This is a genomic window from Streptomyces sp. NPDC048191, assembly GCF_040652655.1.
Classification (GTDB): Bacteria; Actinomycetota; Actinomycetes; order Streptomycetales; family Streptomycetaceae; genus Streptomyces.
Genome location: NZ_JBEZMO010000002.1, coordinates 62,468 through 87,876, shown reverse-complemented (window position 1 = coordinate 87,876; position 25,409 = coordinate 62,468). Strand labels below are relative to the sequence as shown.

Annotated in this window: 22 protein-coding genes; 6 read left to right on the top strand and 16 right to left on the bottom strand. The window is 73.3% G+C overall.

The window, feature by feature from the left end; genetic code table 11:
* Positions 1-19: 19 nt before the first annotated feature.
* The 3 genes from ectA to AB0D93_RS03385 form a co-directional block, all read right to left on the bottom strand.
* A complete protein-coding gene (gene ectA, locus AB0D93_RS03395; protein ID WP_362112165.1) occupies positions 20-538 on the bottom strand; it encodes a diaminobutyrate acetyltransferase in 519 nt (172 codons plus the stop codon).
* A 255-nt stretch (positions 539-793) separates the two neighbouring features.
* Positions 794-1,330 (bottom strand): DinB family protein, encoded by a 537-nt coding sequence (locus tag AB0D93_RS03390; RefSeq protein WP_362112162.1) that lies wholly within the window; start codon positions 1,328-1,330, stop codon positions 794-796.
* 73 nt (positions 1,331-1,403) lie between these two features.
* The gene (locus tag AB0D93_RS03385; protein ID WP_362112159.1) at positions 1,404-2,453 is read right to left on the bottom strand and encodes an aminotransferase class V-fold PLP-dependent enzyme; all 1,050 of its coding nucleotides are present in this window, start codon (positions 2,451-2,453) and stop codon (positions 1,404-1,406) included.
* A 141-nt stretch (positions 2,454-2,594) separates the two neighbouring features.
* On the opposite strand from AB0D93_RS03385, the gene AB0D93_RS03380 reads away from it, so the two are divergent.
* The 5 genes from AB0D93_RS03380 (at position 2,595) to AB0D93_RS03360 (ending at position 7,224) form a co-directional block, all read left to right on the top strand.
* Positions 2,595-3,446, top strand: a complete 852-nt coding sequence (locus AB0D93_RS03380; RefSeq protein WP_362112156.1) for a basic amino acid ABC transporter substrate-binding protein — start codon at positions 2,595-2,597, stop codon at positions 3,444-3,446.
* Complete coding sequence (locus AB0D93_RS03375; protein WP_362112153.1) at positions 3,443-4,276, top strand: amino acid ABC transporter permease; 834 nt, start codon at positions 3,443-3,445, stop codon at positions 4,274-4,276. Before AB0D93_RS03380 ends, AB0D93_RS03375 begins: the two co-directional genes overlap by 4 nt.
* Positions 4,273-5,067, top strand: coding sequence for an amino acid ABC transporter ATP-binding protein (locus AB0D93_RS03370; protein ID WP_362112150.1), 795 nt, complete (start codon positions 4,273-4,275; stop codon positions 5,065-5,067). Before AB0D93_RS03375 ends, AB0D93_RS03370 begins: the two co-directional genes overlap by 4 nt.
* 18 nt (positions 5,068-5,085) lie before the next feature.
* Complete coding sequence (locus tag AB0D93_RS03365; protein WP_362112147.1) at positions 5,086-6,177, top strand: amidohydrolase family protein; 1,092 nt, start codon at positions 5,086-5,088, stop codon at positions 6,175-6,177.
* Between the two features lie 144 nt (positions 6,178-6,321).
* Entirely contained in the window at positions 6,322-7,224 is a 903-nt protein-coding gene (locus tag AB0D93_RS03360; RefSeq protein WP_362112144.1) for an SCO1860 family LAETG-anchored protein, read from the top strand.
* A 75-nt stretch (positions 7,225-7,299) separates the two neighbouring features.
* Here the strand turns inward: AB0D93_RS03360 and cobC are convergent, their stop codons facing one another.
* Genes cobC through cobM form a run of 6 tightly spaced genes read right to left on the bottom strand, consistent with a single transcriptional unit; the run spans position 7,300 to position 13,590 of the window.
* The gene (cobC, locus tag AB0D93_RS03355) at positions 7,300-8,355 is read right to left on the bottom strand and encodes an Rv2231c family pyridoxal phosphate-dependent protein CobC (protein ID WP_362112141.1); all 1,056 of its coding nucleotides are present in this window, start codon (positions 8,353-8,355) and stop codon (positions 7,300-7,302) included.
* Positions 8,345-9,277, bottom strand: coding sequence for a sirohydrochlorin chelatase (locus AB0D93_RS03350; RefSeq protein ID WP_362112138.1), 933 nt, complete (start codon positions 9,275-9,277; stop codon positions 8,345-8,347). Before AB0D93_RS03350 ends, cobC begins: the two co-directional genes overlap by 11 nt.
* On the bottom strand, positions 9,274-9,861 hold the full coding sequence (locus tag AB0D93_RS03345; protein ID WP_362112135.1) for a precorrin-8X methylmutase: 588 nt from the start codon (positions 9,859-9,861) through the stop codon (positions 9,274-9,276). The genes AB0D93_RS03350 and AB0D93_RS03345 overlap by 4 nt, the downstream gene beginning before the upstream one ends.
* Entirely contained in the window at positions 9,858-11,540 is a 1,683-nt protein-coding gene (cobJ, locus tag AB0D93_RS03340; protein WP_362112132.1) for a precorrin-3B C(17)-methyltransferase, read from the bottom strand. The genes AB0D93_RS03345 and cobJ overlap by 4 nt, the downstream gene beginning before the upstream one ends.
* A complete protein-coding gene (gene cbiE / locus AB0D93_RS03335; RefSeq protein ID WP_362112129.1) occupies positions 11,537-12,775 on the bottom strand; it encodes a precorrin-6y C5,15-methyltransferase (decarboxylating) subunit CbiE in 1,239 nt (412 codons plus the stop codon). Before cbiE ends, cobJ begins: the two co-directional genes overlap by 4 nt.
* Positions 12,772-13,590 (bottom strand): precorrin-4 C(11)-methyltransferase, encoded by an 819-nt coding sequence (gene cobM, locus AB0D93_RS03330; RefSeq protein ID WP_362112126.1) that lies wholly within the window; start codon positions 13,588-13,590, stop codon positions 12,772-12,774. Before cobM ends, cbiE begins: the two co-directional genes overlap by 4 nt.
* Before the next feature lie 134 nt (positions 13,591-13,724).
* Here cobM and AB0D93_RS03325 point away from each other — a divergent pair, with 134 nt between their 5' ends.
* A complete protein-coding gene (locus AB0D93_RS03325) occupies positions 13,725-14,462 on the top strand; it encodes a ZIP family metal transporter (RefSeq protein WP_362112122.1) in 738 nt (245 codons plus the stop codon).
* Positions 14,463-14,524: 62 nt separating this feature from the next.
* On the opposite strand, the gene cobI is transcribed toward AB0D93_RS03325, so the two are convergent.
* The 7 genes from cobI to AB0D93_RS03290 are packed head-to-tail and all read right to left on the bottom strand — an operon-like array spanning position 14,525 to position 25,372.
* A complete protein-coding gene (gene cobI, locus AB0D93_RS03320) occupies positions 14,525-15,256 on the bottom strand; it encodes a precorrin-2 C(20)-methyltransferase (protein WP_362112119.1) in 732 nt (243 codons plus the stop codon).
* Entirely contained in the window at positions 15,253-16,629 is a 1,377-nt protein-coding gene (locus AB0D93_RS03315) for a cobyrinate a,c-diamide synthase (protein WP_362112116.1), read from the bottom strand. The genes cobI and AB0D93_RS03315 overlap by 4 nt, the downstream gene beginning before the upstream one ends.
* Complete coding sequence (gene cobO, locus AB0D93_RS03310) at positions 16,626-17,225, bottom strand: cob(I)yrinic acid a,c-diamide adenosyltransferase (RefSeq protein WP_362112113.1); 600 nt, start codon at positions 17,223-17,225, stop codon at positions 16,626-16,628. Before cobO ends, AB0D93_RS03315 begins: the two co-directional genes overlap by 4 nt.
* Positions 17,225-19,228 (bottom strand): putative cobaltochelatase, encoded by a 2,004-nt coding sequence (locus AB0D93_RS03305; RefSeq protein ID WP_362112110.1) that lies wholly within the window; start codon positions 19,226-19,228, stop codon positions 17,225-17,227. The genes cobO and AB0D93_RS03305 overlap by 1 nt, the downstream gene beginning before the upstream one ends.
* Positions 19,225-22,890 carry a cobaltochelatase subunit CobN gene (gene cobN, locus AB0D93_RS03300; protein ID WP_362112107.1) on the bottom strand — a complete coding sequence of 1,222 codons (3,666 nt, stop codon included), beginning with the start codon at positions 22,888-22,890 and terminating at the stop codon, positions 19,225-19,227. The genes AB0D93_RS03305 and cobN overlap by 4 nt, the downstream gene beginning before the upstream one ends.
* Positions 22,887-24,431, bottom strand: coding sequence for a cobyric acid synthase (locus AB0D93_RS03295; RefSeq protein WP_362112104.1), 1,545 nt, complete (start codon positions 24,429-24,431; stop codon positions 22,887-22,889). Before AB0D93_RS03295 ends, cobN begins: the two co-directional genes overlap by 4 nt.
* Positions 24,428-25,372 carry a cobalamin biosynthesis protein gene (locus AB0D93_RS03290; protein WP_362112101.1) on the bottom strand — a complete coding sequence of 315 codons (945 nt, stop codon included), beginning with the start codon at positions 25,370-25,372 and terminating at the stop codon, positions 24,428-24,430. Before AB0D93_RS03290 ends, AB0D93_RS03295 begins: the two co-directional genes overlap by 4 nt.
* Positions 25,373-25,409 lie beyond the last annotated feature (37 nt).

Here is a 25,409-nt window from a genome sequence, read left to right as displayed (position 1 = left end):
AATCGCTCCTCAGGGGGCTTCAGTGGGGGGTGACGTCGGTCAACGGGCCGATGCGGTACAGGACTTCGGGATCGTGCGGACCGTCCGGGAACAGCTCGGCGGGGAACAGCACCTCACGCTCCAGGCTCGCCCCGTGCCGGGCGGCGAACGAGGTGAACAGCCGCTCGGAGGCGGTGTTGCCGGGGGTGATGGTCGTCTCCACGCCGGTGATGCCCCGCTCGGTGGCGAGGCGCGCGGTCAACCCGTCCAGCAGGGCGGCGGCGATGCCGAGACCCCGGTGGGCGGAGTCGACGGCCACCTGCCAGACGAGCAGGGTGCGGGGACGCTCGGGCCGCACGTAGCCGGTGACGAAACCGACCGGCTCCCCGTCCGCACCGCGCGCCACCGCCGAGGTGCCGGCGAAGTCCCGGCACCACAGCAGATAGCTGTACGAGGAGTTCAGGTCGAGGGTTTTCGAGTCCTTGGCGAGACGCCAGAGCGCGGCTCCGTCGGTCACCGCCGGCTGGTCGATGAGCAGGTCTGCGGGTGCGGCAGTCATGCGGCACGAATTTAGCGAGGCGAATTAGGAAATGCACGGCCGACGTCGCCGTGCCGCACAGAGGCACCGGTGAAATGTCCGAATTAACCCGCATCAAATCGGGACAAAGCTACCGCGCTGTGGAGTATGTCACAGCGCGGAAACCGTCAGAAAACCGCCAGGAAACTTCCCCGTTTAGTCTTGCAAAAAGCGGGAAGAAGAAGATGGGAAGCTGCCACCATGGAAATTGGCGGGAATTGTGAAACTAAATTGAATTCAAGCGCCGGTGACCCCGTCGATTCGTTCACGCAGAATGTCGGCGTGTCCGTTGTGCCGGGCGTACTCCTCGATGAGGTGGATCAGCACCCAGCGCACACTGACCGCCAGGCCGGACATCGGCTCGTCGACGATGTGCCCGGTGTCCTCCAGATCCCGTGCGGCCAGCAGCTCCCGGCCGCGCGCGATCTCCCGCCGCCACACGTCCAGCGCGTCCTGCAGCCCCCGCCGCGGATCGAGGGCGTACCCCGTCTCCTCCTCGAACACCGGTGGCACGTCCAGCCCTGCCAGCACCCGCTGGAACCAGTTCCGTTCGACCTCGGCGAGGTGCTGCACGAGGCCCAGCAGGGTCAGCGACGACGGCTCCGCCGCGGCGCGCCGCACCTGGGCGTCGTCCAGCCCCCGGCACTTCAGCTCCAGAGTGGCCCGGTGAAAGTCCAGCCAGCCCTCCAGCAGGGCGCGCTCGGACCCGGTCATTGGGGGGACGGGCCGGCCGTCGGGGAGGGTCTGTGGAGTCCGGGACGTGTTGTTGGTCATGCGGGGCGCATGGCACGTACGACTGACAACGAGGCGTGCGCGACCGGGGGCCCGGGGGCCGAGCCCCCGGCGCCTAGTGCCGGGCGCCGAGCGCCGCCCCGAGCGCCGCCAGGCACCTCTGCACGGTCTCCGGCGTGGCATCCGCCCCGTAGTGGTTGACCCGGACCATCTCCCTGGCCAGCGCGCCCCCGCCCGCGGCCAGCGGCAGCGCGGGGTCGCTCGCCAGCGCACGGGCCACCAGGTCCGACGCCACCACGCCGGAGGGGACCCGCAGTGTCGTGGCCACCGGTGCCGCGTCCTTCTCCTCGTACACGTACGGCTCGAGGCCGGCGCCCAGGGACACCGCACCGGCCCTCGTCGCCAGCGCGGCGCGACGGTGGCGGGCCATCACCTCGTCCGGTCCCACCGACTCGATCCGCTCCAGACACGCCTCCAGGGCCAGCATCTCCAACTGGGCCGGAGCGTGCGGCAGCGCCTTGCGGCCGGCGTCGATCCAGCGCTCCTTCCAGTCCAGCAGGGACAGGTAGGAGCGGCGCGGCGCGTTCGGGTTGGCCGCCATCCGGGCCCAGGCCCGCTCGCTCACCGAGATCGCCGACACGCCCGCCGGGCCGCCCATCGCCTTCTGCGCGCCGATCACGCACAGGTCCACACCCCACGCGTCCGGCAGCACCGGCTCCGCGCCCACCGAGGCGACCGCGTCCAGGTAGAAGAGGGCGCCCTGCTCCCGTACCGCCTCGCCGATCTCCGCGACCGGGTTGGTGTTGCCGGTCGCCGCCTCCGCGTGCACCAGCGACACGAAGTCGATCTCCGGGTGCTCGGCGAACGCCTGCCGGACCTGCGCGGCCGTCACCGCGGTGTGGAAGGGGACGGCGAGGTCGTGCACGGTCGCGCCGCAGTCCCGCAGCCAGTTGCCGAAGGTCTGGCCGTACGGTCCCGTGATCACGTTCAGGGCGACCGTGCCCGGACCGGCCGCCGCGCGGATCGCGCCCTCCAGCGGCAGCAGCGCCTCGCCCTGGGTGATCAGCACGTCCTGCCGGGTGCCCAGCAGCCGGGCGACCCCGTCCTCGATGGCGGCGAAGCGCTCGGCACTCAGCGGGGGCAGATCGAGAAAGGGGTGGGTCACGGCGGTGCTCTTTCTTCGCTTACGGAGATCGACTCCTTCGATCTTAGGTCCAGCGGCCTCGCAACCATGGGTTTGGTTTGAGAGACTCAAACGCATCCTTATAATCGGAACCCATAGTTCCCCCACAGAGAAGATCCCCCCATGAAAACGCTCCTCGGACGCCGGACCCGCCTCCTGGCTGCCACCACCGCGACCGCCGGGCTGGTCCTCGTCGTGGCCGGCTGCTCCTCGAACGGGAACGGGGGGAGCGGCGGTGCCACCGTCAAGGGGGTCCACGTCGTCAAGGCCGGTCAGCTGACCACCTGCACCCACCTGCCGTACCCGCCGTTCCAGTCGGAGATCAACGGCAAGGTGCAGGGCTTCGACGTCTCCCTCATCGACCTCGTCGCCAAGAACCTCGGCGTCAAGCAGCAGATCGTCGACACGCCGTTCGAGAACTTCAAGACCGGCGCCTTCCTGAACTCCGGCCAGTGCGACCTGGCCGCCGCCGGCATGACGATCACGCCCGAGCGCAAGAAGAACGTCGACTTCTCCGACCCGTACTTCGAGGCCACCCAAGCCGTCCTCGTCGACAAGAACAGCGGCATCGGCTCGCTCGCCGACGTCAAGGCCAAGGGCAAGAAGCTCGGCGCCCAGGCGCAGACCACCGGCGAGGACTACGTCAAGGGCAAGGGCTACGACCCGATCTCCTTCGAGTCCTCCGACGCGGTCCTCAACGGCCTGCGCACCGGCCAGGTCCAGGCCGTCGTCATCGACTACCCGGTCGTCCAGGGGTGGCTGAAGGACAAGGCCAACGCCGACAAGTTCAAGGTCGTCGACAACCTCAAGACCGGCGAGCAGTACGGCTTCACGGTCAAGAAGGGCAACACGGCGCTGCGCGAGGCGATCAACAAGGCCCTCAAGGACGCCAAGGCGGACGGCACCTACAAGAAGATCTACGAGAAGTGGATCGGCCCCTACAACGCCTCCGTGGCCTCTCCCGCCGCCTCATGACCGACACGGACGTACGACTCCAGCCGAAGAAGAAGGGGCTGACGCGGCGTCAGAGGCGTCGGCTGTCGCGCGGCATCCAGTACGCCGTCTTCGTCGCCGCCGTGATCGCCGTCGCGGTCACGGCGGACTGGGGCCGGCTGCAGAACCAGTTCGCCCAGGGCGGCATCGCCCGGCAGATGTGGCCGGACGTCATCACGCTGGCGCTGAAGAACACCGTCCTGTACACGGTCTCCGGCTTCGTCCTCGGACTCGCGCTCGGGCTGGTCGTCGCGCTGATGCGGCTGTCCTCCGTGGGGCCGTACCGCTGGCTGGCCGGCGTCTACATCGAGGTCTTCCGCGGCCTGCCCGCCCTGCTGATCTTCGTCTTCATCGCGGTGGCCGTGCCGCTGGCCTTCCCGGGCACGGAGATCCCGGGCGGCACCTACGGCAAGGGCGCCCTCGGCCTCGGTCTCATCGGCGCCGCCTACATGGCGGAGACGTTCCGCGCCGGCATCCAGGCGGTGCCCAAGGGACAGATGGAGGCGGCCCGTTCGCTGGGCTTCTCGCCGGCCAGGGCCATGATCTCCATCGTCATCCCGCAGGCGTTCCGGATCATCCTCCCGCCGCTCACCAACGAGCTGATCATGCTCTTCAAGGACTCCTCGCTGGTGCTGCTGCTCGGCGTGACCCTGGAGGAGCGCGAACTGTCCAAGTTCGGCCGGGACCTGGCCAGTACGACCGCCAACTCCACGCCGATCCTGGTCGCGGGCCTGTGCTACCTGCTGGTCACCATCCCGCTCGGCTTCGTCGCCCGCCGCCTGGAGGCCAGGGCCCAGGAGGAGATCAAGTGACCCGCCCCGAGATCCGCGTCCAGGACCTGCACAAGTCCTTCGGCGACAACCAGGTGCTCAAGGGCATCGACCTGGAGATCGGCCGGGGCGAGGTCGTCTGCGTCATCGGCCCCTCGGGCTCCGGCAAGTCCACCCTGCTGCGCTGTGTGAACCTGCTGGAGGAGCCCAGCAAGGGACAGGTGTTCGTCGGCGGCACCGAGCTGACCGACCCGGACGTCGACATCGACGCCGTACGCCGCCGGATCGGCATGGTCTTCCAGCAGTTCAACCTGTTCCCGCACCTGAGCGTCACCGAGAACCTCACGCTCCCGCAGCGCCGGGTGCTGGGGCGGGACAAGGCGACGGCCGCCAGGATCGCCGCCGAGAACCTGGCCCGGGTCGGCCTGGCCGAGAAGGCGCAGGCGTACCCCTCCTCCCTCTCCGGCGGCCAGCAGCAGCGCGTGGCCATCGCCCGGGCGCTGGCGATGGGCCCGGAGGTCATGCTCTTCGACGAGCCCACCTCGGCGCTCGACCCGGAACTGGTCGGTGACGTCCTCGCGGTCATGCGGATGCTGGCCACCGAGGGCATGACGATGATGGTCGTCACCCATGAGATGACCTTCGCCCGCGAGGTCGCCGACCGGGTCGTCTTCATGGACGGCGGGGTGATCGTCGAGGACGGCAGCCCCGACCAGGTCATCGGCGACCCGCGGCACGAGCGCACCCGCCACTTCCTGTCCCGGCTCCTGGACCCGGCGATGGCCGAGGTCGAGGAGGAGATCCCGGACCGGGTGGGCGGGCCCGAGCAGTAGCTCATTAAGGTGCGGTACATGAGCGATGGCGCCGTGCTGCACGTGAAGGGGAGGGTCCTCGTCGGACCCGAGGACGTCCGCGACGAGCTGTGGGTGGTCGGGGGCCGGGTCACCTACGACCGCCCGGCCGGCGCCCGGGACGTCACCACCGTCGAGGGCTGGGCGCTGCCCGGACTGGTCGACGCCCACTGCCACGTGGGCCTCGGCGCGGACGGCCCGGTCGACGCCGCCACCGCCGAGAAGCAGGCGCTCACCGACCGCGAGGCGGGCGCCCTGCTGATCAGGGACGCCGGCTCGCCCTCCGACACCCGCTGGGTCGACGACCGGGAGGACCTCCCGAAGATCATCCGGGCCGGCCGGCACATCGCCCGCACCCGCCGCTACATCCGCAACTTCGCCTGGGAGATCGAACCGGACGACCTCGTCGCGTACGTCGCCCAGGAGGCCCGGCGCGGCGACGGCTGGGTCAAGCTGGTCGGCGACTGGATCGACCGCGACCTCGGCGACCTGTCCGCCTGCTGGCCGCGCGAGGCGGTCGAGGCCGCCATCGCCGAGGCCCACCGGCTGGGCGCCCGGGTCACCGCGCACTGCTTCGCCGAGAGCTCCCTGCGCGACCTGGTCGAGGCGGGCATCGACTGCATCGAGCACGCGACCGGCCTGACCGACGAGCTGATCCCGCTCTTCGCCGAGCGCGGCGTCGCGATCGTCCCGACCCTCGTCAACATCGCCACCTTCCCGCGGCTCGCGGCCGGCGGCGATTCCAAGTTCCCGCGCTGGTCCGCGCACATGCGCCGGCTGCACGAGCGCCGCTACGACACCGTGCGGGGCGCCTACGACGCAGGGATCCCGGTCTACGTCGGCACGGACGCCGGCGGCTCGCTGGCCCACGGCCTGGTCGCGGCCGAGGTGGCGGAGCTCGTCACCGCCGGCATCCCCGCCGTGGCCGCCGTGGCGGCGACGAGCTGGGGCGCCCGCGCCTGGCTGGGCCGCCCCGGCCTGGAGGAGGGGGCGCCGGCCGACCTGGTGGTCTACGAGGGCGACCCGCGCGCCGACGTACGGGTGCTCGCGGCTCCGCGCCGGGTGGTGCTCAACGGGATCGTCGTCGAGTAGGGGGAACGCCCGTGCCCGGTGATTCGAATCGGCGTGCGGAAAATCCACGTTTGAGTGAAGTGACCCAGGATCACTGACCGTTCACCCACAGTGCGTACAAGGTTGACGGGTCCCAAGCATGTTCCCACTGGGGGTCCCACCGCCTTGAACAGCAACAACTTCCGCATGCCCGCACGCCGTCTCGCCACCGTCGCGACGGTCACCGCCCTGGCCGCCGGTCCCGCGGTCCTGGGCGCGGGCGCCGCGCACGCGACCACCGACCACGGTCACGCCTCCGCCGTCGTCCTGCGCACCGGGCTCGACGTGTCCCTGCTCGACAAGACCGTCGACGTGCCGCTCGCGGTCTCCCTGAACGAGGTCCAGGCACCGCGGAGCGCCGACAGAACCGCGCTGTCCGCCCGGCTCGACGGCGTGGCCGGCGGCAAGCCGTTCACGGTCCTCGGCGCGGACGTCGCCTCCGCGAAGGCCACGGTGACGGCGCAGCGCGCCGAGGGCTCGGTCCGGCTCGTCGACGCCAGGCTGCACGTCCCCGGCCTGCCCCTGCTCTCCCTGATCGAGGTCGGCACGGTCACCGCCAGGGCGACCTGCGAGGCCGGCCGGGCCCCGGTCGCCTCGGCGAACGTCCTCGGCGCCGTCACGGTCCTCGGCAAGCGCGTCACGCTCACCGCCGGCGGCCCCACCGAGATCAAGGTGCCCGGCGTCGGAGAGGTGCGCCTCGACCTGTCCCGGCGGAGCACCACGACCCGTACGGCCGCCGCCACCGCCCTCCAACTCAAGGTGTCCGTCAACCCGCTGAAGCTCAACGTGGCCGACGTCGAGGGCACGGTCACCCTCGCGAAGGCGACCTGCGAGTCCCCGATGGTCCCGCCCACCGGGCGTCCGGTGCAGAGCCACGACCCGGCCGCCGATGTGAAGCCGCAGGGTGCCCGGGACGACCTCGCGGAGACCGGCGGCAGCTCCGCGACCCCCTACATCGCGGGCGGCGCGCTGGCGCTGGTGCTGGTCGGCGGGGGAGCGGTGGCGGTGGCCCGGCGCCGCAGGAGCTGACGCCACCCTTCCGCCGCTCCCCGCCCGGCCGTCACGCCGGACCGGGAGCGGCCTCCCGGCCCTGCCGGACCCCGGTCACGTGAGCACGGCCGACAGTGCCTTCAGGAAACCGTTCGCTGTCACCCGGTCCCGCACCGCCACCCGCACCCACTCCGCACCGAGCCCCGGAAACGTGTCCCCCCGCCGCACCGCGTAACCGAGCTCACGCAACCGGTGTCGTACGGCGGCGGCGCCCGGCATGCGGACGAGCAGGAACGGCCCCTCCGCGGGCCCCACCACCCGCACTCCCCGCGAGGCGAACTCCGACAGCCCCGTCACCAGGTGCGCCCGGTCCGACGCGATGCGATGCGCCGCATGGCCCGCCTCCGCCAGCGCCCGTGGCGTCACACACGCCCGGGCGGCCGCCAGCGCGGGCGTGGACACCGGCCACAACGGCTGAGCGCGCTCCAGCTCGCCGATGATCTCCGGGGAAGCCAGCACGTACCCGATGCGCAGCCCGGCCAGCCCCCACGTCTTGGTCAGACTGCGCAGCACGACCAGCCCCGGCACATCCAGCCGCCCGGCCAGCGCCTCCCGTTCACCGGGCACCGCGTCCATGAACGCCTCGTCGACGACCAACACCCGCCCGGGACGGGCGAGTCGGCCGATCGTCGCCGCCGGATGCAGCACGGACGTCGGATTGGTCGGGTTCCCGATCACCACCAGGTCGGCGTCCTCCGGCACCGCCGCCGGATCCAGCCGGAACCCGTCCGCCTCCCGCAGCAGCACCCGCTCGACCGTGTGCCCGGCGTCCCGGAGCGCCGCCTCCGGCTCGGTGAACTGCGGGTGCACCACGACCGGTCGCCGTACCTTCAGCGCCCGCGCCAGCAGCACGAACGCCTCCGCCGCGCCCGCCGTCAGCAGCACCCGCTCCGCCGGCAGCCCGTGCCGCGCCGCCACCGCCGCCCGCGCGGCCCGCCCGTCCGGATAGGCCGCGAGGGACATCAGCGAGGCGGCGATCTCCTCCCGCAGCCAAGCGGGGGGTGTGTCCGCGCGGACGTTGACGGCGAGGTCGGTCAACGCGGCCCCGTCGTCGCGTACTTCGGCGTCCCCGTGATGCCGCAGGTCCGGTCCCGTGCCCTCAGTGCGCATGGCTGTGCGAGTGCCCCCCGTGATGGTGGTGCCCGTGTCCGTGGCCGTGGTGGCCGTCGTCGTCCGGGTGGAAGTGCGGCTGCTGCGGCAGCCCCACCTTGTCCTCGAAGCCGGGCAGCGCGATGCGGTACACGCACGAGTCGCAGTTCATGCGCAGATCGCCCTTGACGGCCTCCTCGTACCGTTCCGTCACCAGGTCCAGCAGCTCCGGCTCGGGCCCGATGACATCGGCCGACCGCACCTCGGTCTCCGGGTGCGCGGCCGCCCACCCCTCGGTCTGCTGCCGCACCCGGTCCGGCAGGATCCCGGTGAACAGGAAGTAGGGGAGTACGACGATCCTGCGTGCCCCCAGCGCCTTGCACCGGTCGAGGCCGCTCGGCACGTCCGGCGCCGCCAGCGACACGAACGCCGTCTCCACCCCGGCGTACCCACGGCCCTCCCACAGCAGCCGCGCCGCCTTGTACACCTCGGCGTTGGCGTCGGGGTCCGTCGAACCGCGGCCCACCAGCAGCACCGTCACGTCGGCGCGGTCCTCGGGGCTCCGCGCGGAGGACCCCAGCGCCTCGTCCAGCCGCCGCTCCAGCACGCTCAGCAGCGCCGGATGCGGGCCGAGCGGGCGGCCGTAGGTGTACGAGATGCCCGGGTGCCGTTCCTTCTCGCGGGCCAGCGCGGCGGGGATGTCGCCCTTGGCGTGCCCGGCGGACACCAGCATCAGCGGCACGGTGGCGAACCGCCGGACACCCCGCGCCACCAGCCCGGCGACCACCTCGCCCAGGGGCGGCGCGGACAACTCGATGAAGCCGCCCGCGACAGGCATGTCGGAGCGGAGCTGCAACTGCCGTACGAAATCGCGGAACGCCTCGGCTCCGGCGTCGTCACGGGTGCCGTGTCCGGCGATCAGCAGGGCGGGCGGGGTGGTCACGAGGTCTCCTCAGATGAAACGGGGTGGTACAGCAGGGCGTTGAGCGCGGCGGCGGCGATCGCCGACCCGCCCTTCTCGGACACGTTGCTCACGGCGGGCAGCCCGCTCGCGCGCAAGGCGGCCTTGGACTCGGCAGCGCCGACGAAACCGACGGGCAGGCCGATGACGAGCGCGGGGGAGGCGTCCAGGGTGAGCAGCTCCTCCAGGGCGGTCGGCGCACAGCCGATCACCCACAGGGCGCCGGGACCGACCTGCTCGTACGCGAGCCGGATCGCGTGGGCCGAACGGGTCAGTCCCGGACCCGACTCGGCGTCCTTGAGCCGGCAGACGGTCTCCCGGCGGGTGATGCCGGCCGCGACCATCTCCACGTCCACGACGACCGGCGCCCCGGCGTGCAGCGCGGCGTGCGCCTTGACCAGGTCGTCCTCGTCCGTGACGAGATCGGTCGCGTACTCGAGGTCGGCGGCGGAGTGGATGACCCGTTCCACCACCGCCCGGGTCAGCGGCGGGAAGTGCGAGGTGTCCAGGCGGGCGCGCAGCCGCCGGAAGGACTCCTGCTCGATGGGGTGCACGATCCGGTTCACCGGTCGCCCTCCTGCCAGCGGTAGCCGCGCGGGGTCACCATGCGCCCGCCGACGATCCGGGTCGCGGTGTTGCCGACGGTCACGACCGTCATCATGTCGACCGTCGCCGGGTCCAGTCCGGCGAGTGTGGTCACCCGGCTCGACTCGTCCGGCCGGGAAGCGTTGCGGACGACACCCACGGGCGTCGTCGGCTCCCGGTGCCCGGCGAGGACCGCGAGCGCCTTGGGCAGCTGCCAGTCCCGGCCCCGCGAGCGCGGGTTGTAGAAGGTCACCACGATGTCCGCCTCGGCCGCCGCGCGCACCCGCCGCTCGATGACCTCCCACGGCGTGTGCAGGTCGGACAGGCTGATGGAGACGTGGTCGTGGCCCAGCGGCGCGCCCAGGATCGCCCCCGCGGCCAGCGCGGCCGTCACCCCGGGCACCCCGACCACGTCGATGTCGTCCGAGGCCTCGGCGAGCGCCGGGGAGGCCATGGCGTACACGCCCGCGTCCCCACTGCCGATCAGCGCCACGGCGTGCCCCTCGCGGGCCTCCGCGACCGCCGTACGGGCCCGCTCCTCCTCGGCGCCGAGCCCCGACTCCAGCACCCGGGTGCCGGGCCTGAGCAGGTCGCGGATCTGGTCGACGTACTGGTCGAGCCCGACGATCACCGAGGCCCGGCGCAGCTCGGCCGCCGCGCGCGGGGTGAGCAGGTCCCGGGCGCCGGGTCCCAGTCCGACCACGGCGAGCCGGCCGCGCCCCGGACGCCGTACGACCGCGCACGTCGCCATGGCGGGCTGCGCCGTGGACTTCCTCTTGGGTACCACGAGTTCACCGCCGCGCACCAGGGCGGCGGCCTCCGCCACGGACGGCGTGCCGACGGCGGCGAGCGGCGCGTCGGACGGGTTGGGCACCTCGACGGCCGCGAGCTCCTCGGCGGAGTACGTCACCAGCGGCACCCCCAGCCGCTCGGCGGCCGCGACGATGCCGGGCTCCTCCGCCTTGGCGTCCACGGTGGCGAGCTCGGCCACGGACCTCGGCGAGAGGCCCGCCTCCGCCAGCGCCCCCTCGACCAGCCCGAGGACCTCCTCCACCGGCGCCCCCTTGGACGCGCCGACCCCGACCACCAGGGACGGGGGACGCAACAGCACCTCCCGCTCGCCGGGTTCGGCGGCCCGGTCGGTGAGCCGGACGGTGTACGCCCCCTGCGCCGAGACCGGCAGCGCGGGCAGCGGCCACACCAACTCGGCCTCCAGCGCGACCGGTTCGCCGTCCAGCAGCGCCCGGGACACGGTCGCGACCGAGCCCTCGCAGGGCAGCCCCAGCGTGTCCAGGCCCGCCAGCCCCACGGAGTCCGTGGCGGTCGTCACCACCGGCTCGGCGCCCAGCACCTCGCCCACCGCACGGGCGAGCTCGTTCGCGCCCCCGCCGTGCCCGCCGACCAGCGACACCGCGAACCGGCCGCCTTCGTCCACGCACACCACACCCGGGTCGGCCGTCTTGTCGCCGAGCAGCGGCGCGAGCAGCCGTACCACCGCGCCCGTGGCCAGGAAGCACACCAGCTGCCCGCACTCGGTGAACGCGGCCCGTACCGCCTCCGCGACGGGACCCTCGTACACCCGCGTCCGGTCCGGCCAGGCCGCGGCCAGCCGGTCCCGCGCCACCGCCCCCGCCGCGGTGGCGGAAATCAGGCCGATCACTGGGTATCTCCTTCACTAGAGGCCGGGGTTCTGACGCCCCAGAGCAGAAACACGGGATTGGTCGCCGCGAGCCGGGTCACGTCCCCCGGCAGCGGCGCCAGGCGCGAGGACTGCAGCAGCACCCCGTCGCAGGTCAGCCCGGCGGCCGTGAGCGCCTCACGCGCAGCCGGCACCCGGTCGAGCGCGGCCATGGCGACGACGACCGTCCGCCGGGCGCGGCGCGCGCACGCGGCGACGACGGCGGGCAGTTCGCGCCCGCCACCGCCGACGAAGACGGCGTCGGGATCGTCCAGCCCGTCCAGCGCGGCCGGCGCCGAGCCGTGCACCACCTCCACGTCGACGCCGTGGGCGCCGGCGTTGGCACGGATCCGCTCGACACCGTCCGCCGCCCTTTCCACGGCGACGACGGCCGCGCCGAGCCGGGCGCACTCCACCGCCACCGAGCCCGAGCCGGCGCCCACGTCCCACACCAGGTCGCCCAGGCGCGGCCCCAGCCGGGCCAGCGCCAGCGCGCGCACCTCGAACTTGGTGATCATCGAGTCGCGATGGGTGAACTCGCCCTCGTCCAGGGCCCATCCGCCGGGCCCGGCCGGCGCTCCCGCGACCGTACGCACCCCGCCGGGGGCGCGGGTCTCGTCGAGGCACAGCACCACGCTGACGTCCGGGCCCCAGTCCCGGGCGGCGGCCTCTGCGGGCGTGACCCGCTCCACGCGCTCCTGCGCGGAGCCGAGGGCGCGGGCGACGACGAGGACACGCCCCGTCGCGTCGGCACCCAGCGCCGCCCCCAGTTCCGCCGGACCGGCGCCCGGCCCCGTCAGCACCGCCACCTTCGGCCGTGCCCGGCACACGTTGACCGCCGTCCGCAGCTCCCGGCCGTGCGCGCTGACGACCACGGCGTCGTCCCACGTCAGCCCCGCCCGCGCGAACGCGGCGGCGACGGACGAGACCCCGGGCCGCACGTCCAGCCGCCCCGACCCGAACCGCTCCGCCAGCACCCGCACGATCCCGAAGAACCCCGGGTCACCGGAGGCCAGCACGACGACCCGGCTCCCCTTCTCCAGATGCCGCTCGATGACGTCCAGCGCCGGCGCCGGCGGCCCCAGCACGACCCGCTCGGCGCCCTCGGGCAGCCGTACGGCGTCCAGGTGCCGGCGCCCGCCGACGACGAGGGCGGCCCCGGCGAGGAGATCCTCCGGGACCGGCGCCCCCGTGCCCGTACCGACGACCGTGATCAACTCTTCGCCCGCTGTTCGCGCAGGGCCCGCCGGGCCTCCGGATCCGCCTTGCGGTACCCGTGGAAGTGCCCCGGGTGGTACAGGTGCGAGCGGGTGCCGTGCGCGTCCAGCGCCGGGCCGACCAGGAAGAGCGTGTGCTTCCAGAGCTTGTGCTCCTTGACCGTCTCCTCCAGCGTGCCGATCGTGCACTTCACGACCAGCTCCTCCGGCCAGGTCGCCTGGTGGGCGATGACCACCGGCGTGTCCGTCGGGTAACCGCCCTCCAGCAGCTCGCGCACCAGCTGTCCGCTGCGCGCCGCCGACAGGAAGATCGCCATGGTGGTGCCGTGCCGGGCGAACTCGCGCACCTCCTCACCGGGCGGCATGGGCGTCTTGCCGCCGCCCAGCCGGGTCAGCACCACGGACTGCGCGACCTCGGGAATCGTCAGCTCGCGCTGCGCGAGCGCGGCGACGGCGGAGAAGGACGAGACACCGGGCACGACCTCCGTCGCGATCCCGATCCCGGCGCACCGGTCCAGCTGCTCCTGCGTGCCGCCCCACAGCGCCGGATCGCCGGAGTGGATCCGTGCCACGCGCAGACCCTCGGCGTGGGCGCGGTGGTAGACGGCGACGACGTCCTCCAGGGACATGGTCGCCGAGTCCAGGATCTCCGCGTCCTCGCGCGCGTGCTCGAGGACCTCCGCCTGGACCAGGCTCGCCGCCCAGATCACCACGTCCGCCTCGGCGATCGCGCGCGCCGCGCGGAACGTCAGCAGATCGGCGGCGCCGGGGCCGGCACCGACGAACGTCACCTTGCCGGTGGGGGCATCGGCCATGGGAAGGGTCCTCTCGTACGGAGACGTCGGAAACGTCGGAAACGCAAGTCGGAATCGGTGAAATGTCAGGTTCTGGGAGAGTGTGGGCGGCGCCGGATGTGCGCGAAGGGCCCTCCATCGGATAGCAAGTGCCTATGGCGGTCTTCGTCGCGCTCGGCGCGTTCCTGATGACGCTGGCCGGCGGCTGGACGGCACAGCGGGTGACCGACCGTCGCCATCTCGTCCTGGGACTGGCCGGCGGCCTGATGCTGGGCGTGGTCGGCCTGGACCTGCTGCCGGAGGCGCTGCACGCGGCCCACCGGGAGATCTTCGGCGTCCCGGCCGCCTTGCTGCTGTTCGTGGCCGGCTTTCTGCTGGCCCACCTGGTGGAACGCACCCTCGCCGCCCGCCAGGCCGCGCACGGCGGCGCCGAGGGGCACAACCACCACCGGGCGCCCGAGGTGGGTCTGACGGCGGCCGGCGCGATGGTGGGCCACAGCGCGATGGACGGTGTGGCGATCGGCGCGGCCTTCCAGGTGGGCGGCGGCATGGGCACGGCCGTCGCGCTGGCCGTGATCGCGCACGACTTCGCCGACGGCTTCAACACCTTCACCATCACGAGCCTGTACGGCAACGCCCGCCGGCGTGCGATCGCGATGCTGGTGGCCGACGCCTGCGCCCCCGTGCTGGGCGCGCTGTCGACGGCGTTCTTCCACATCCCCGAAGCGTTGCTCGGCGGCTACCTGGGCCTCTTCGGCGGCGTGCTGCTCTATCTCGCCGCCGCCGAGATCCTGCCCGAGGCCCACCACGAGCACCCCGCGCACTCCACCCTGCTGTGCACGGTGGCGGGCGTGGCCTTCATCTGGCTGGTGGTCGGCCTCTCCGGCGGCTGAGGGCACCGGTGGCCGAAGACCGGTGTCTCCACCGGCCGCCCCGGCCGTCGGTGCCGTGCGCCTCACAGCTTCCCGCCCCGTCCGCCGTCCCGCCGCGGGGGCGCGATCAGCGTCGACAGATACGGCAGCGGTGCCCCGTCCAGCTCACCGGCCGGCCGTACCGACTCCTCCGGCAGGCCCAGCGCCGAGCCCCACACGGCGTCCGTCAGCCGGCCGGTCTCCCGCAGCGCCTCGGCCACCTCGGCGGCCTGCCGCCCGAACTTGTACGCGACGACGGTCCCGGGCCCGGCCAGCGCCTCCTTCAGCACGGCGGACCCGGCCGTCACCGGCACCAGCGTCAGCGGCTCGGTGCCCTCGGTCAGCACGGCACCGGAGCGCGCCGCCAGGTCCTGCATGGCGGTGATCCCGGGCACGGTGCGGACGACGACGCCCGGCACCAGCTCGACGATCGTCTGCGCGAGGTAGGTGAACGTCGAGTACACGTTGGGGTCGCCGATGGTGGCGAAGGCGATACAGCCGTGCCGCCGCAGCAGCCCGGCGACCCGCTCACCGGCGGCGTCCCAGGCGGCCTCCCGGCGGGCCCGGTCGGTCCGCTCGTTCAGCGCGAACACCACCCGGACGATCTTGTCCTCGGGTACGTAGTGCAATACGGTCGCCTCGGCCCGCCCCCGTTCCCCGGAGTCCATGACCGGTACGACGACGACATCGGCGGCCCGCAGTGCGTTGACCCCCTTGACGGTCACCAGCTCCGGATCACCGGGCCCCACCCCGACCCCGACCAGCCTGCTGCTCATGACGTCCGGCACCTCTCGACGAACCGACGGGCGACACCGGGCCGCGATGCCCAGTGCGTGTGCAGATAACTCGCGTGCACGCCCTGCTGTACAAAACCCTCGACCCGCCGTACGGGTGTCCGCACACCCCACGCGGGAGCCGGCCCGGCGCCGGGCTCGACGGCGGTGCGATGGAACTCGTGCCCCCGCATCCGCGTCCCGGCGACGGCCAGCACACTGTCACCGACGGCCACGGCGTCCCGGTACCCGAGGGTGAGCCGCTCCGTCATCCGCGCGGTGGCGTCCAGCACCCCGCACATGGGCTGCCCGTCCAGCTCCCGGCACAGGTAGAGCAGCCCGGCGCACTCGGCGGCGACGGGGGCCCCGCCGAGGGCCAGCTCGGTGACGGCCTTGCGCAGCGGCTCGTTGGCCGACAGCTCGGCGGCGTACACCTCGGGGAAACCGCCGCCGATGACCAACCCGGCGGTCCCTTCGGGCAGTTGCTCATCCCGCAGCGGGTCGAAGGTGACGACTTCGGCACCGGCCGCGGTGAGCAGCTCGGTGTGCTCGGCGTAGGAGAAGGTGAACGCGGACCCACCGGCCACCGCGACCACCGGCCTGCGCCCCTCGGCCGGGAGAGCCGGGTGGTCTGTGGGCGGGGCGAGGGTCCAGGGGGCGGAGCCTTCTGGCAGTGGGCCGGCGGAACGTGCCAGCGCCTCCAGGGCGGCCAGGTCGCAACCGGCGGAGACCTGCGCGGCCATCGCCGCCACCGCGTCCGTCGCGCCGGAGCGCCGTTCGGCGACGGGCACCAGCCCGAGGTGCCGCGACGGCGTATCCACCTGCTGAGTGCGCCGCAGGGCACCCAGCACCGGCACCCCCGCCGAGTCCAAGGCGTCCCGCAGCAGCTCCTCGTGCCGATCGGACCCCACCTTGTTCAGGATCACGCCCCCGACCCGCACCTCCGGATCCCAGGAAGCGAACCCGTGCACCAGCGCCGCCACCGACCGCGACTGCGACGACGCGTCGACGACGAGCACCACCGGCGCCCGCAACAGCTTGGCGACGTGCGCGGTGGAGGCCAGTTCCCCCTCGCCCGCCGCACCGTCGTACAGCCCCATCACGCCCTCCACGACGGCCAGGTCGCACCCCCGCGCCCCGTGCAGGAACAGCGGAGCGACCAGCTCCGGCCCGCACAGGTACGCGTCCAGGTTCCGCCCCGCCCGACCGGTCGCGAGCGCGTGGTAGCCGGGGTCGATGTAGTCCGGTCCGACCTTGTGCGGGGACACGGCGAGCCCCCGCGCGGCGAACGCGGCCATCAGCCCCGTGGCCACGGTGGTCTTGCCGCTGCCCGAGGACGGCGCGGCGACGACCAGACGAGGCACCGACGACGTCACCACTCGATGCCCTTCTGGCCCTTCTGCCCCACGTCCATGGGGTGCTTGACCTTGGACATGTCGGTGACGAGATCCGCGAAGTCCACCAGCTTCTCCGGCGCGTTGCGCCCGGTGATCACCACGTGCTGGGTGCCGGGCCGGTTCCGCAGCACGTCCACGACCTCGTCGGTGTCCACCCACCCCCAGTGCATCGGGTAGGCGAACTCGTCCAGCACGTACAGCCGGTACGTCTCCGCGGCCAGGTCCCGCTTGACCTGCTCCCAGCCCTCCCGGGCCTTGTCCTCGTTGTCCATCTGCTGATCGCGCTGCACCCACGACCAGCCCTCGCCCATCTTGTGCCAGGCGACCGAGCCGCCCTCGCCGCTGTCGCCCAGGACCCGCAGCGCCCGCTCCTCGCCGACCTTCCACTTCGCCGACTTGACGAACTGGAACACCCCGATCGGCCACCCCTGGTTCCAGGCGCGCAGCGCGAGCCCGAACGCGGCGGTGGACTTGCCCTTGCCGACGCCCGTGTGCACGACGACGAGCGGCCGGTTGCGGCGCTGACGGGTGGTCAGGCCGTCCTCCGGTACGACACTCGGCTGTCCCTGCGGCATTACGCGGCCCTCCTCCGTACGTCCTTCACCAGTGCGGCGATCGCGTCCGCCCGCAACTCGTCGAGCGTCACCGCCGTGCCACCCAGCTCACCGGCGAGCTGCCCGGCCAGCCCCAGCCGCACCGGCCCCGACTCGCAGTCCACGACCACGGAGGCGACGCCCTCGGCGGCGAACAGCCGCGCCGCACGCCCCGCGAGCGCCACCGGTTCCGGACCACCGGTGGCCCGCCCGTCCGTCACCAGCACGACCAGCGCCCGCCGCGCCGGGTCCCGCAGCCACTCCACGCGCAGCACCTCGTGCGCCTTGAGCAGCCCGGCAGCCAGCGGCGTACGACCCCCGGTCGGCAGCGACTCCAGCCGCGCGGCGGCGGCATCCACGGACGAGGTCGGCGGCAGCGCCACCTCGGCGGCGGACCCGCGGAACGTCACCAGACCCACCTTGTCCCGCCGCTGGTAGGCGTCCAGCAGCAGGGACAGCACGGCGCCCTTCACGGCGCTCATCCGCTGCCGGGCCGCCATCGAACCCGAGGCGTCCACGACGAAGAGAACGAGGTTGCCCTCGCGGCCCTCCCGCGTCGCCTGCCGCAGATCGTCCCGCCGGATCACCAGACCCGGCCCGGACCGGCCGCGCACCCGCTGGTGCGGGGCGGCGGCCTGCACGGTGGCGGCCAGGTGCAGCTTGCTCAGCGCCCCCCGGGGCCGCCGTGCCCCGGTCGTCCGCCCGTGCTCGGTACGCGCCCGCGAGCGCCGCCCGGCGGCACCCTCCCCGATCCCGGGCACGCTCAGCACCTTGGTCCGGAACGGCTCGGCGGCCCGTACGGGCGACTGTTCCCGCCCGCCGGACGCCTGCGGCTCCCCGCCCTCCCCGGCCTCCGGCCGCGCGGCGGTGTCCCCGCCGCCCTGGGGGCCGTCGTCGGGCGCCGGCCGTCCGCCACCACCTCCCGGCCCGTCCGGACCGGGATCGTCGTCGTCCTCGCTCTCGCTCTCGCTCTCGCCGGAGAACTGCTCCAGCGTCTCGTCGAGCTTGTCCTCGTCCAGGCCCGGCGCGTCGAACGGGTTCCGCCGGCGCCGGTGCGGCAGAGCGAGCAGCGCGGCCTGCCGCACGTCCTCGGCGAGCACGTCCGTGCGCCCGGCCCACGCGGCCAGAGCCGTCGCCGTACGCGCCATCACGATGTCCGCCCGCATGCCGTCCACCTCGAAGGCCGCACAGGTCGCCGCGATCTGCCGCAGCGCGCCGTCGCCCAGCCGTACCGAGGGCAGCAACGCGCGCGCCGCCACGATCCGCTGCCGTACGGCGGCCTCCTCGCCGGCCCAGCGCGCGGCGAAGCCGGCCGGATCGTCGTCGTACGCCAGCCTGCGCCGTACGACCTCCACCCGCTGGTCCGGCTCACGCGAGGCCGCGACCTCCACGGTCAGCCCGAACCGGTCCAGCAACTGCGGCCGCAGCTCGCCCTCCTCGGGGTTCATGGTGCCGACGAGCAGGAACTTCGAGGCATGCCGTACGGAGACACCCTCCCGCTCGACGTACGACGCGCCCATCGCGGCGGCGTCCAGCAGCAGGTCGACCAGGTGGTCGTGGAGCAGGTTGACCTCGTCCACGTACAGGATCCCGCGGTGCGCCTCGGCCAGCAGGCCCGGCTCGAACGCCTTCACGCCCTCGGCGAGCGCCCGCTCGATGTCCAGGGCGCCGACCAGCCGGTCCTCGGAGGCGCCGACCGGCAGCTCGACCATCCGCGCGGGACGCCGCGCTCCCGGCCCCGGCTCGTGCGGACCGTCGGGGCACGACGGGTCCGGTGCCGCCGGGTCACACGAGAAGCGGCAGCCGGGCACCACGGCCACCTCCGGCAGCAGCGCCGAAAGCGCCCGCACGGCCGTCGACTTGGCGGTGCCCTTCTCGCCGCGCACCAGCACACCGCCGACCGCCGGGGACACGGCGTTCAGCAGCAGCGCGAGCCGCAGGTCGTCCTGGCCGACAACGGCCGTGAAAGGGAAGGGAGTTGTCACTGGTCGCCCTCCAAGTCGCCTTCCAGCTCCAGGTAGGTGGCGCGCAGCCGCTCCAGCGTGTCCGCGTCCGGCTCCGCCCACAGCCCGCGGTCCGCCGCCTCCAGCAGGCGTTCGGTGATGCCGCGCAACGCCCACGGGTTGGACTTCTTCATGAAGTCCCGGTTCTCCGGGTCGAAGACGTACTCCGCGCTGAGCTTCTCGTACATCCAGTCGTCGACCACGCCCGCGGTGGCGTCGTAGCCGAAGAGGTAGTCCACGGTCGCCGCCATCTCGAAGGCGCCCTTGTAACCGTGCCGGCGCATCGCCGCCATCCAGCGCGGGTTGACGACCCGGGCCCGGAAGACGCGGTGGGTCTCCTCGCCGAGCGTGCGCGTCCTCACCTGGTCCGGTACGGCGGAATCGCCAACGTATGCCTCGGGGTTGGTGCCGGTCAGGTGCCGGACCATCGCGACCATGCCGCCGTGGTACTGGAAGTAGTCGTCCGCGTCGACCAGGTCGTGCTCGCGGGTGTCGACGTTCTTCGCCGCCACCGCGATCCGCTTGAACGCCGTCTCCATGTCGCCGCGCGCCGCCCGCCCGTCGAGCCCGCGGCCGTACGCGTAACCGCCCCACACCGCGTACACCTCGGCGAGGTCCGCGTCGGAGCGCCAGTTGCGGGCGTCGATCAGCGGCAGCAGGCCCGCGCCGTACGCGCCCGGCTTCGAGCCGAAGACACGGGCCGTGGCGCGCCGCCGGTCACCGTGCTGTGCGGTGTCCTCCTCCACGTGCGCCCGCACGAAGTTGGACCCGGCCGGCTCGTCCAGCTCGGCCACCGCCCGCACCGCGTCGTCGATCAGCCCGACGACGTGTGGGAACGCGTCCCGGAAGAAGCCGGAGATACGGACCGTGACGTCGATGCGCGGCCGGCCCAGCTCGGCCAGGGGGATCACCTCGAAGCCCGTCACCCGGCGCGAGGCGTCGTCCCAGACCGGACGGCAGCCCAGCAGCGCGAGGATCTCGGCGATGTCGTCGCCCTGGGTGCGCATGGCCGACGTACCCCAGACGGTGAGGCCGACGGACTTCGGGTACGAGCCGGTGTCCTGGAGGTACCGCTGCACCAGCGAGTCGGCGAGCGACTGGCCGACCTCCCAGCTCAGCCGGGAGGGAATGGCCTTGGGGTCGACCGAGTAGAAGTTCCGGCCGGTCGGCAGGACGTTGACCAGGCCGCGGGTCGGGGAGCCCGAAGGGCCCGCCGGGACGTAACCGCCATCCAGCGCCTTGAGGATGTGGCCGATCTCGTCGGTCGTACGCGCCAGCCGCGGCACCACCTCGGTGCAGGCGAACTCCACCACGGCGACCGCGTCCGGGAGTTCGGTACCGAGCACCTCGCGGACGAGCGGCGCGCTCTCGGCGACCGCCCAGTCGCGGGCCTCCATGCCCTCCGCGATCCGCCGGCACAGCTGCTCCAGCAGATCGATCGCGTCGGCGGCCGTCCGGGACGGCCCCTCCACCAGGTCCGTCAGCTCCACCGGCACCTTCACCGGCGCGCCCGGCTCCGCCAGCAGCTCCTTCTCGACCAGCCCGAAGTGCGCGGCCAGCGCGGCCCGCAGGCCCGGCAGCGCGTTCGCCTGCCCGCCCCACACCTGCGAGGCACGCAGCACGGCGAGCACGAGGTTCACGCGGGGTTCGCCGACCGGGCCGCCGCCCAGGATGTGCAGGCCGTCGCGGATCTGCACGTCCTTGATCTCGCACAGATAGCCGTCGATGTGCATGACGAACTCGTCGAACTCCTGGTCGTCCGGCTGCTCGTCCACATGCAGGTCGTGATGCAGCTCGGCCGCCTTGACCAGCGTCCAGATCTGGGCCCGGACGGCCGGGGCCTTCGCCGGGTCCAGATCGGAGACGAGCGCGTACTCGTCGAGCAGCTGCTCCAGCTTGGCCAGGTCGCCGTAGGTGTCGGCACGCGCCATGGGCGGTACGAGGTGGTCGACCACCGTGGCGTGCCCGCGCCGCTTGGCCTGGGTGCCCTCACCGGGGTCGTTGACGATGAACGGGTAGATCAGCGGCAGGTCGCCGAGGACGGCGTCCGGGGCGCAGCCGGCGCTCAGTCCCAGCCCCTTGCCCGGCAGCCACTCCATCGTGCCGTGCTTGCCCATGTGCACGATCGCGTCCGCGCCGAAACCCCCCTCCGACGCCGCGGCCTCCAGCCATCTGTACGCCGCCATGTAGTGGTGCGACGGCGGCATGTCGGGGTCGTGGTAGATCGCGATCGGGTTCTCGCCGAAGCCGCGCGGCGGCTGGATCATCACGACGACGTTCCCGAACTGAAGGGAGGCGAGCACGATGTCCTCGCCGTCGACATACAGGCTGCCCGGCGGTTCGCCCCACGCCTCGGTCATCGCGTCCCGCAGCTCCGGGTCGAGCTTCTCGAACCAGGCGCGGTAGTCGGCCAGCGGCACCCGCGCGGGCGCGGCGGCCAGCTGGTCCTCGGTGAGCCACTCGACGTCGTGGCCGCCGGCCTCGATCAGACGGTGGATCAACTCGTCGCCACCGGAGGGGTGTTCGCTGACGCCGTAACCGGCCGCCTTGAGGGCGTCCAGCACGCGCACCGCCGACGCGGGCGTGTCCAGGCCGACCGCGTTGCCGACCCGGGAGTGCTTGGTCGGGTACGCGGTGAAGACCAGCGCGATCCTCTTCTCCGCGTTCGGCTTGTGCTTCAACCGCGCGTGGCGCAGGGCGATCCCGGCCACCCGCGCGGCCCGCTCCGGGTCGGCGACGTACACCGGCACCTCGTCCGGGCCCTGTTCCTTGAAGGAGAACGGCACGGTGACCAGCCGGCCGTCGAACTCCGGGATCGCGACCTGCATCGCCGCGTCCATGGGGGACAGGGCGGCGTCCGACTCCTGCCAGGCGGCCTGCGAGGAGGTGAGGCAGAGCCCCTGCAGGACCGGGACGTCGAGGTCGGCGAGCGCGCCGATGTCCCAGGACTCCTCGTCACCGCCCGCCGAGGCCTGGGAGGCGTGCGTACCGCCGGCCGCCAGCACGGTGGCGACCAGCGCGTCGGCCCTCCCCAGCAGCTCGTACAGCCCGGCGTCCGCGCCGCGCAGCGAGCCGCAGTACACGGGCAGGGCGTTGGCGCCCTTCGCCTCGATCGCCTCGCACAGGGTGTCCACGAAGGCGGTGTTGCCGCTCAGCTCGTGCGCCCGGTAGAACAGCACGCCCACGGTCGGACGGCCGTCGACGAGAGGACGGTCGCCGTGGACGCCGTACTCCGGCATCTTCCGCGGCTCCTCGAAGCCCTCACCCGTCAGCAGCACGGTGTCCGACAGGAACCGGGACAGCTCCAGCAGGTTCGCGGGCCCGCCCTCGACCAGGTACCTCAGCGCCTCCGCGACCACACCGGCCGGCACCGACGACTCCGCCATCAGCTCGGCGTCGGGGACGGCCTCGCCGCCCAGCAGCACGGTCGGGACGCCGGCCGCCTTCAGCGCGGCCAGTCCCTCCTCCCAGGCGCGCTTGCCGCCCAGCAGCCGTACGACGGCGAGGTCGGTCCCGTCGAGCAGCCCCGGGAGTTCCCCCGCGACGTCCACCCGGGTCGGGTTGCCGATGCGGTAGTCCGCTCCGCAGGCCCGGGCCGCCAGCAGATCCGTGTCGGCGGTCGACAACAACAACACTGTGCTCATGCAGGTGCTCCCGGTGGGATGAAAGGCAGTCCTTGCGGCGCGCCCGACTCGATGAGCCGCCACAGCGCGTCCGTGTCCGCGTGCTGTTCGATCAGGTCGCCGAGCCGGTCGAGCTGCTCCTCGCGCAGCGCGGCGAAGGAGGTGTCCGGCGCGGGCACGAAGCGGCGGCCCGCGGCGGCGGCCACCTCGCGCAGGAAGGCCCGCCGGAAACCGTCCGACTCCAGTGAGCCGTGCCAGTGCGTGCCCCAGGTCCCCCCGACCCGGCAGCCGTCCAGGAAGGGCTCGCCACCGGTCACTTCGGCGACCCCGTGGTGGATCTCGTACCCCTCGACCCGTTCGCCGAGGGCCTCGCCGGACGGCCGGGTCAGGGTCTTCTCGCGGGCGAAGCGCACCCGCACCGGCAGCACACCGAGCCCGGGGACCGTACCGGCACGGGACTCGACCTCGTCCTCGATGCGCTCGCCGAGGATCTGGAAGCCACCGCAGATGCCGAGGACCGGGCGTCCTTCGGCGGCCCTGCGCACGAGGGCGTCCGCGAGCCCGCGCTCGCGCAGCCACCGCAGCGCCCGTACGGTCCCGCGTGTCCCCGGAACCACCACCAGGTCCGCGTCCGCCAGTTCCTCCGGCCGGTCCACGAACCGCACCACGACCCCCGGTTCGGCGGCCAGCGCGTCCACGTCCGTGAAGTTGGACATCAGGGGGATCGCGCACACGGCGACCCGCAGCACGTCCTCGCCGGCCGGCGGACTCACGGTCGACTCGCGGACCGTGCCGCGCAGCGAGTCCCTCTCCCACGCTCGGCTTCGCTCGCGCGGGGGGACCCCCATCCCGTCCTCCTCGTCGATGCCGAGCCCGTGCCGGAAGGGCAGCACGCCGTAGGTGGGCCGGCCGGTCAGGCCCTGGAGCATGTCCAACCCGGGCTCCAGCAGGCTGACATCGCCGCGGAACTTGTTCACCAGGAACCCGGCGACCAGTTCCTGGTCCTCGGGCGAGAGCAGGGCGACGGTGCCGAAGAAGGAGGCGAAGACGCCGCCGCGGTCGATGTCCCCGACCACCAGCACGGGCAGCCGCGCACGGCGCGCGATCCCCATGTTCACGATGTCGGTCCGCCGCAGATTGATCTCCGCGGGCGAGCCGGCCCCCTCACAGATCACCGCGTCATACGTGCCCCGCAACTCGGCCAGACAGTCCAGCACCGTGCCGAGGAGCTTCTGCTGCCGTCCCCCGTGGTACCCGCGCGCGCTCAGCTCGCCCACCGGCCTGCCCAGCAGCACCACCTGACTGCTCTGCTCGCCGCCCGGCTTGAGCAGCACCGGGTTCATCAGCGCGGTCGGCTCGATCCGGCAGGCCTGGGCCTGCATGGCCTGCGCCCGCCCGATCTCCGCGCCTTCGCGGGTCACGAACGAATTGAGCGACATGTTCTGCGCCTTGAACGGCGCGACCTTCACGCCCTGGCGCACCAGCCACCGGCAGATCCCGGCCGTCACGACGCTCTTGCCGGCGTCGGAGGTGGTGCCGGCGACGAGGAGACCCCCGCTCACTTCCCACGTCCCTTCACGAGTCGGCGCGCGGCGAGGGTGACGCCGAGCGCGAGCAGGCCGACGCGGCGGGAGAGCCGTACGGCCCGGGCGATGTCGGTGACCTGAACGGCGCGGCCCGCCTCCCCGTTGAGCACGGGGCGGTGCTCGACCCGGCCGCCGTACGACAGCGTGCCGCCCAGCCGCACCCCCAGCGCCCCCGCGAACGACGCTTCGACGGGGCCCGCGTTGGGGCTCGGGTGCCTGCGGGCGTCGGCCCGCCAGGCACGCAGGGCACCGCGCGGGTCGGGTCCGGCAGCCGCGGCGAGCACGGCGGTCAGCCGGGCCCCCGGCCAGCCGGCCACGTCGTCGAGCCGGGCGGAGGCCCAGCCGTAGCGCACGTAGCGGGGCGATTTGTGACCCACCATCGCGTCCAGGGTGTTGACCGCGCGGAAGCCGACCAGCCCCGGCACCCCGGCCACCGCGCCCCACACCAGCGCGCCCACGACGGCGTCGGAGGTGTTCTCGGCGACCGACTCGACCACGGCCCGGGCGATCCCGTCCGCGTCCAGGGCCTGCGGGTCCCGGCCGCACAGATGCGGCAGCCGCGCCCGCGCCGCCGCGACGTCCCCGGCCTGCAGCGCACGCCCGACCGCACGCGCCTCGCGGGCGAGCGACGTACCGCCGACGACCGCCCAGGTGGCGGCGGCGGTCAGCGCGGCGGAGGCGGTGGGGGAGGGGCGTACGGCGCGCGCGGCCAGGGTGCCGAGTGCGACGGCGCCACCGGCGCACACCACCGTGTGCAGGGCGCCCCAGCCGCGGTGGTCGCGCCACAACGCGCGGTCCACGGCGGCGGCCGCACGCCCGAACGCGGCGACCGGATGCCCGCGGCGGGGATCGCCGAGGAGCAGGTCGCCGAGAAGGCCGGCGGCGGCGCCGTACGCATAAGTGCGAGCGGCACCCATCGGCTCAGCCGGCCGTGAGTACAGCAGCGGGCCTGGT

What these genes read in the sequence shown, in the direction of transcription:
- ectA (WP_362112165.1), bottom strand. Translation starts at nt 538, where the DNA reads ATGACTGCCGCACCCGCAGACCTGCTCATCGACCAGCCGGCGGTGACC.
- AB0D93_RS03390 (WP_362112162.1), bottom strand. Translation starts at nt 1,330, where the DNA reads ATGACCAACAACACGTCCCGGACTCCACAGACCCTCCCCGACGGCCGG.
- AB0D93_RS03380 (WP_362112156.1), top strand. Translation starts at nt 2,595, where the DNA reads ATGAAAACGCTCCTCGGACGCCGGACCCGCCTCCTGGCTGCCACCACC.
- AB0D93_RS03375 (WP_362112153.1), top strand. Translation starts at nt 3,443, where the DNA reads ATGACCGACACGGACGTACGACTCCAGCCGAAGAAGAAGGGGCTGACG.
- AB0D93_RS03365 (WP_362112147.1), top strand. Translation starts at nt 5,086, where the DNA reads ATGAGCGATGGCGCCGTGCTGCACGTGAAGGGGAGGGTCCTCGTCGGA.
- cobC (WP_362112141.1), bottom strand. Translation starts at nt 8,355, where the DNA reads ATGCGCACTGAGGGCACGGGACCGGACCTGCGGCATCACGGGGACGCC.
- cobM (WP_362112126.1), bottom strand. Translation starts at nt 13,590, where the DNA reads ATGGCCGATGCCCCCACCGGCAAGGTGACGTTCGTCGGTGCCGGCCCC.
- AB0D93_RS03325 (WP_362112122.1), top strand. Translation starts at nt 13,725, where the DNA reads ATGGCGGTCTTCGTCGCGCTCGGCGCGTTCCTGATGACGCTGGCCGGC.
- cobI (WP_362112119.1), bottom strand. Translation starts at nt 15,256, where the DNA reads ATGAGCAGCAGGCTGGTCGGGGTCGGGGTGGGGCCCGGTGATCCGGAG.
- cobO (WP_362112113.1), bottom strand. Translation starts at nt 17,225, where the DNA reads ATGCCGCAGGGACAGCCGAGTGTCGTACCGGAGGACGGCCTGACCACC.
- cobN (WP_362112107.1), bottom strand. Translation starts at nt 22,890, where the DNA reads ATGAGCACAGTGTTGTTGTTGTCGACCGCCGACACGGATCTGCTGGCG.
- AB0D93_RS03290 (WP_362112101.1), bottom strand. Translation starts at nt 25,372, where the DNA reads ATGGGTGCCGCTCGCACTTATGCGTACGGCGCCGCCGCCGGCCTTCTC.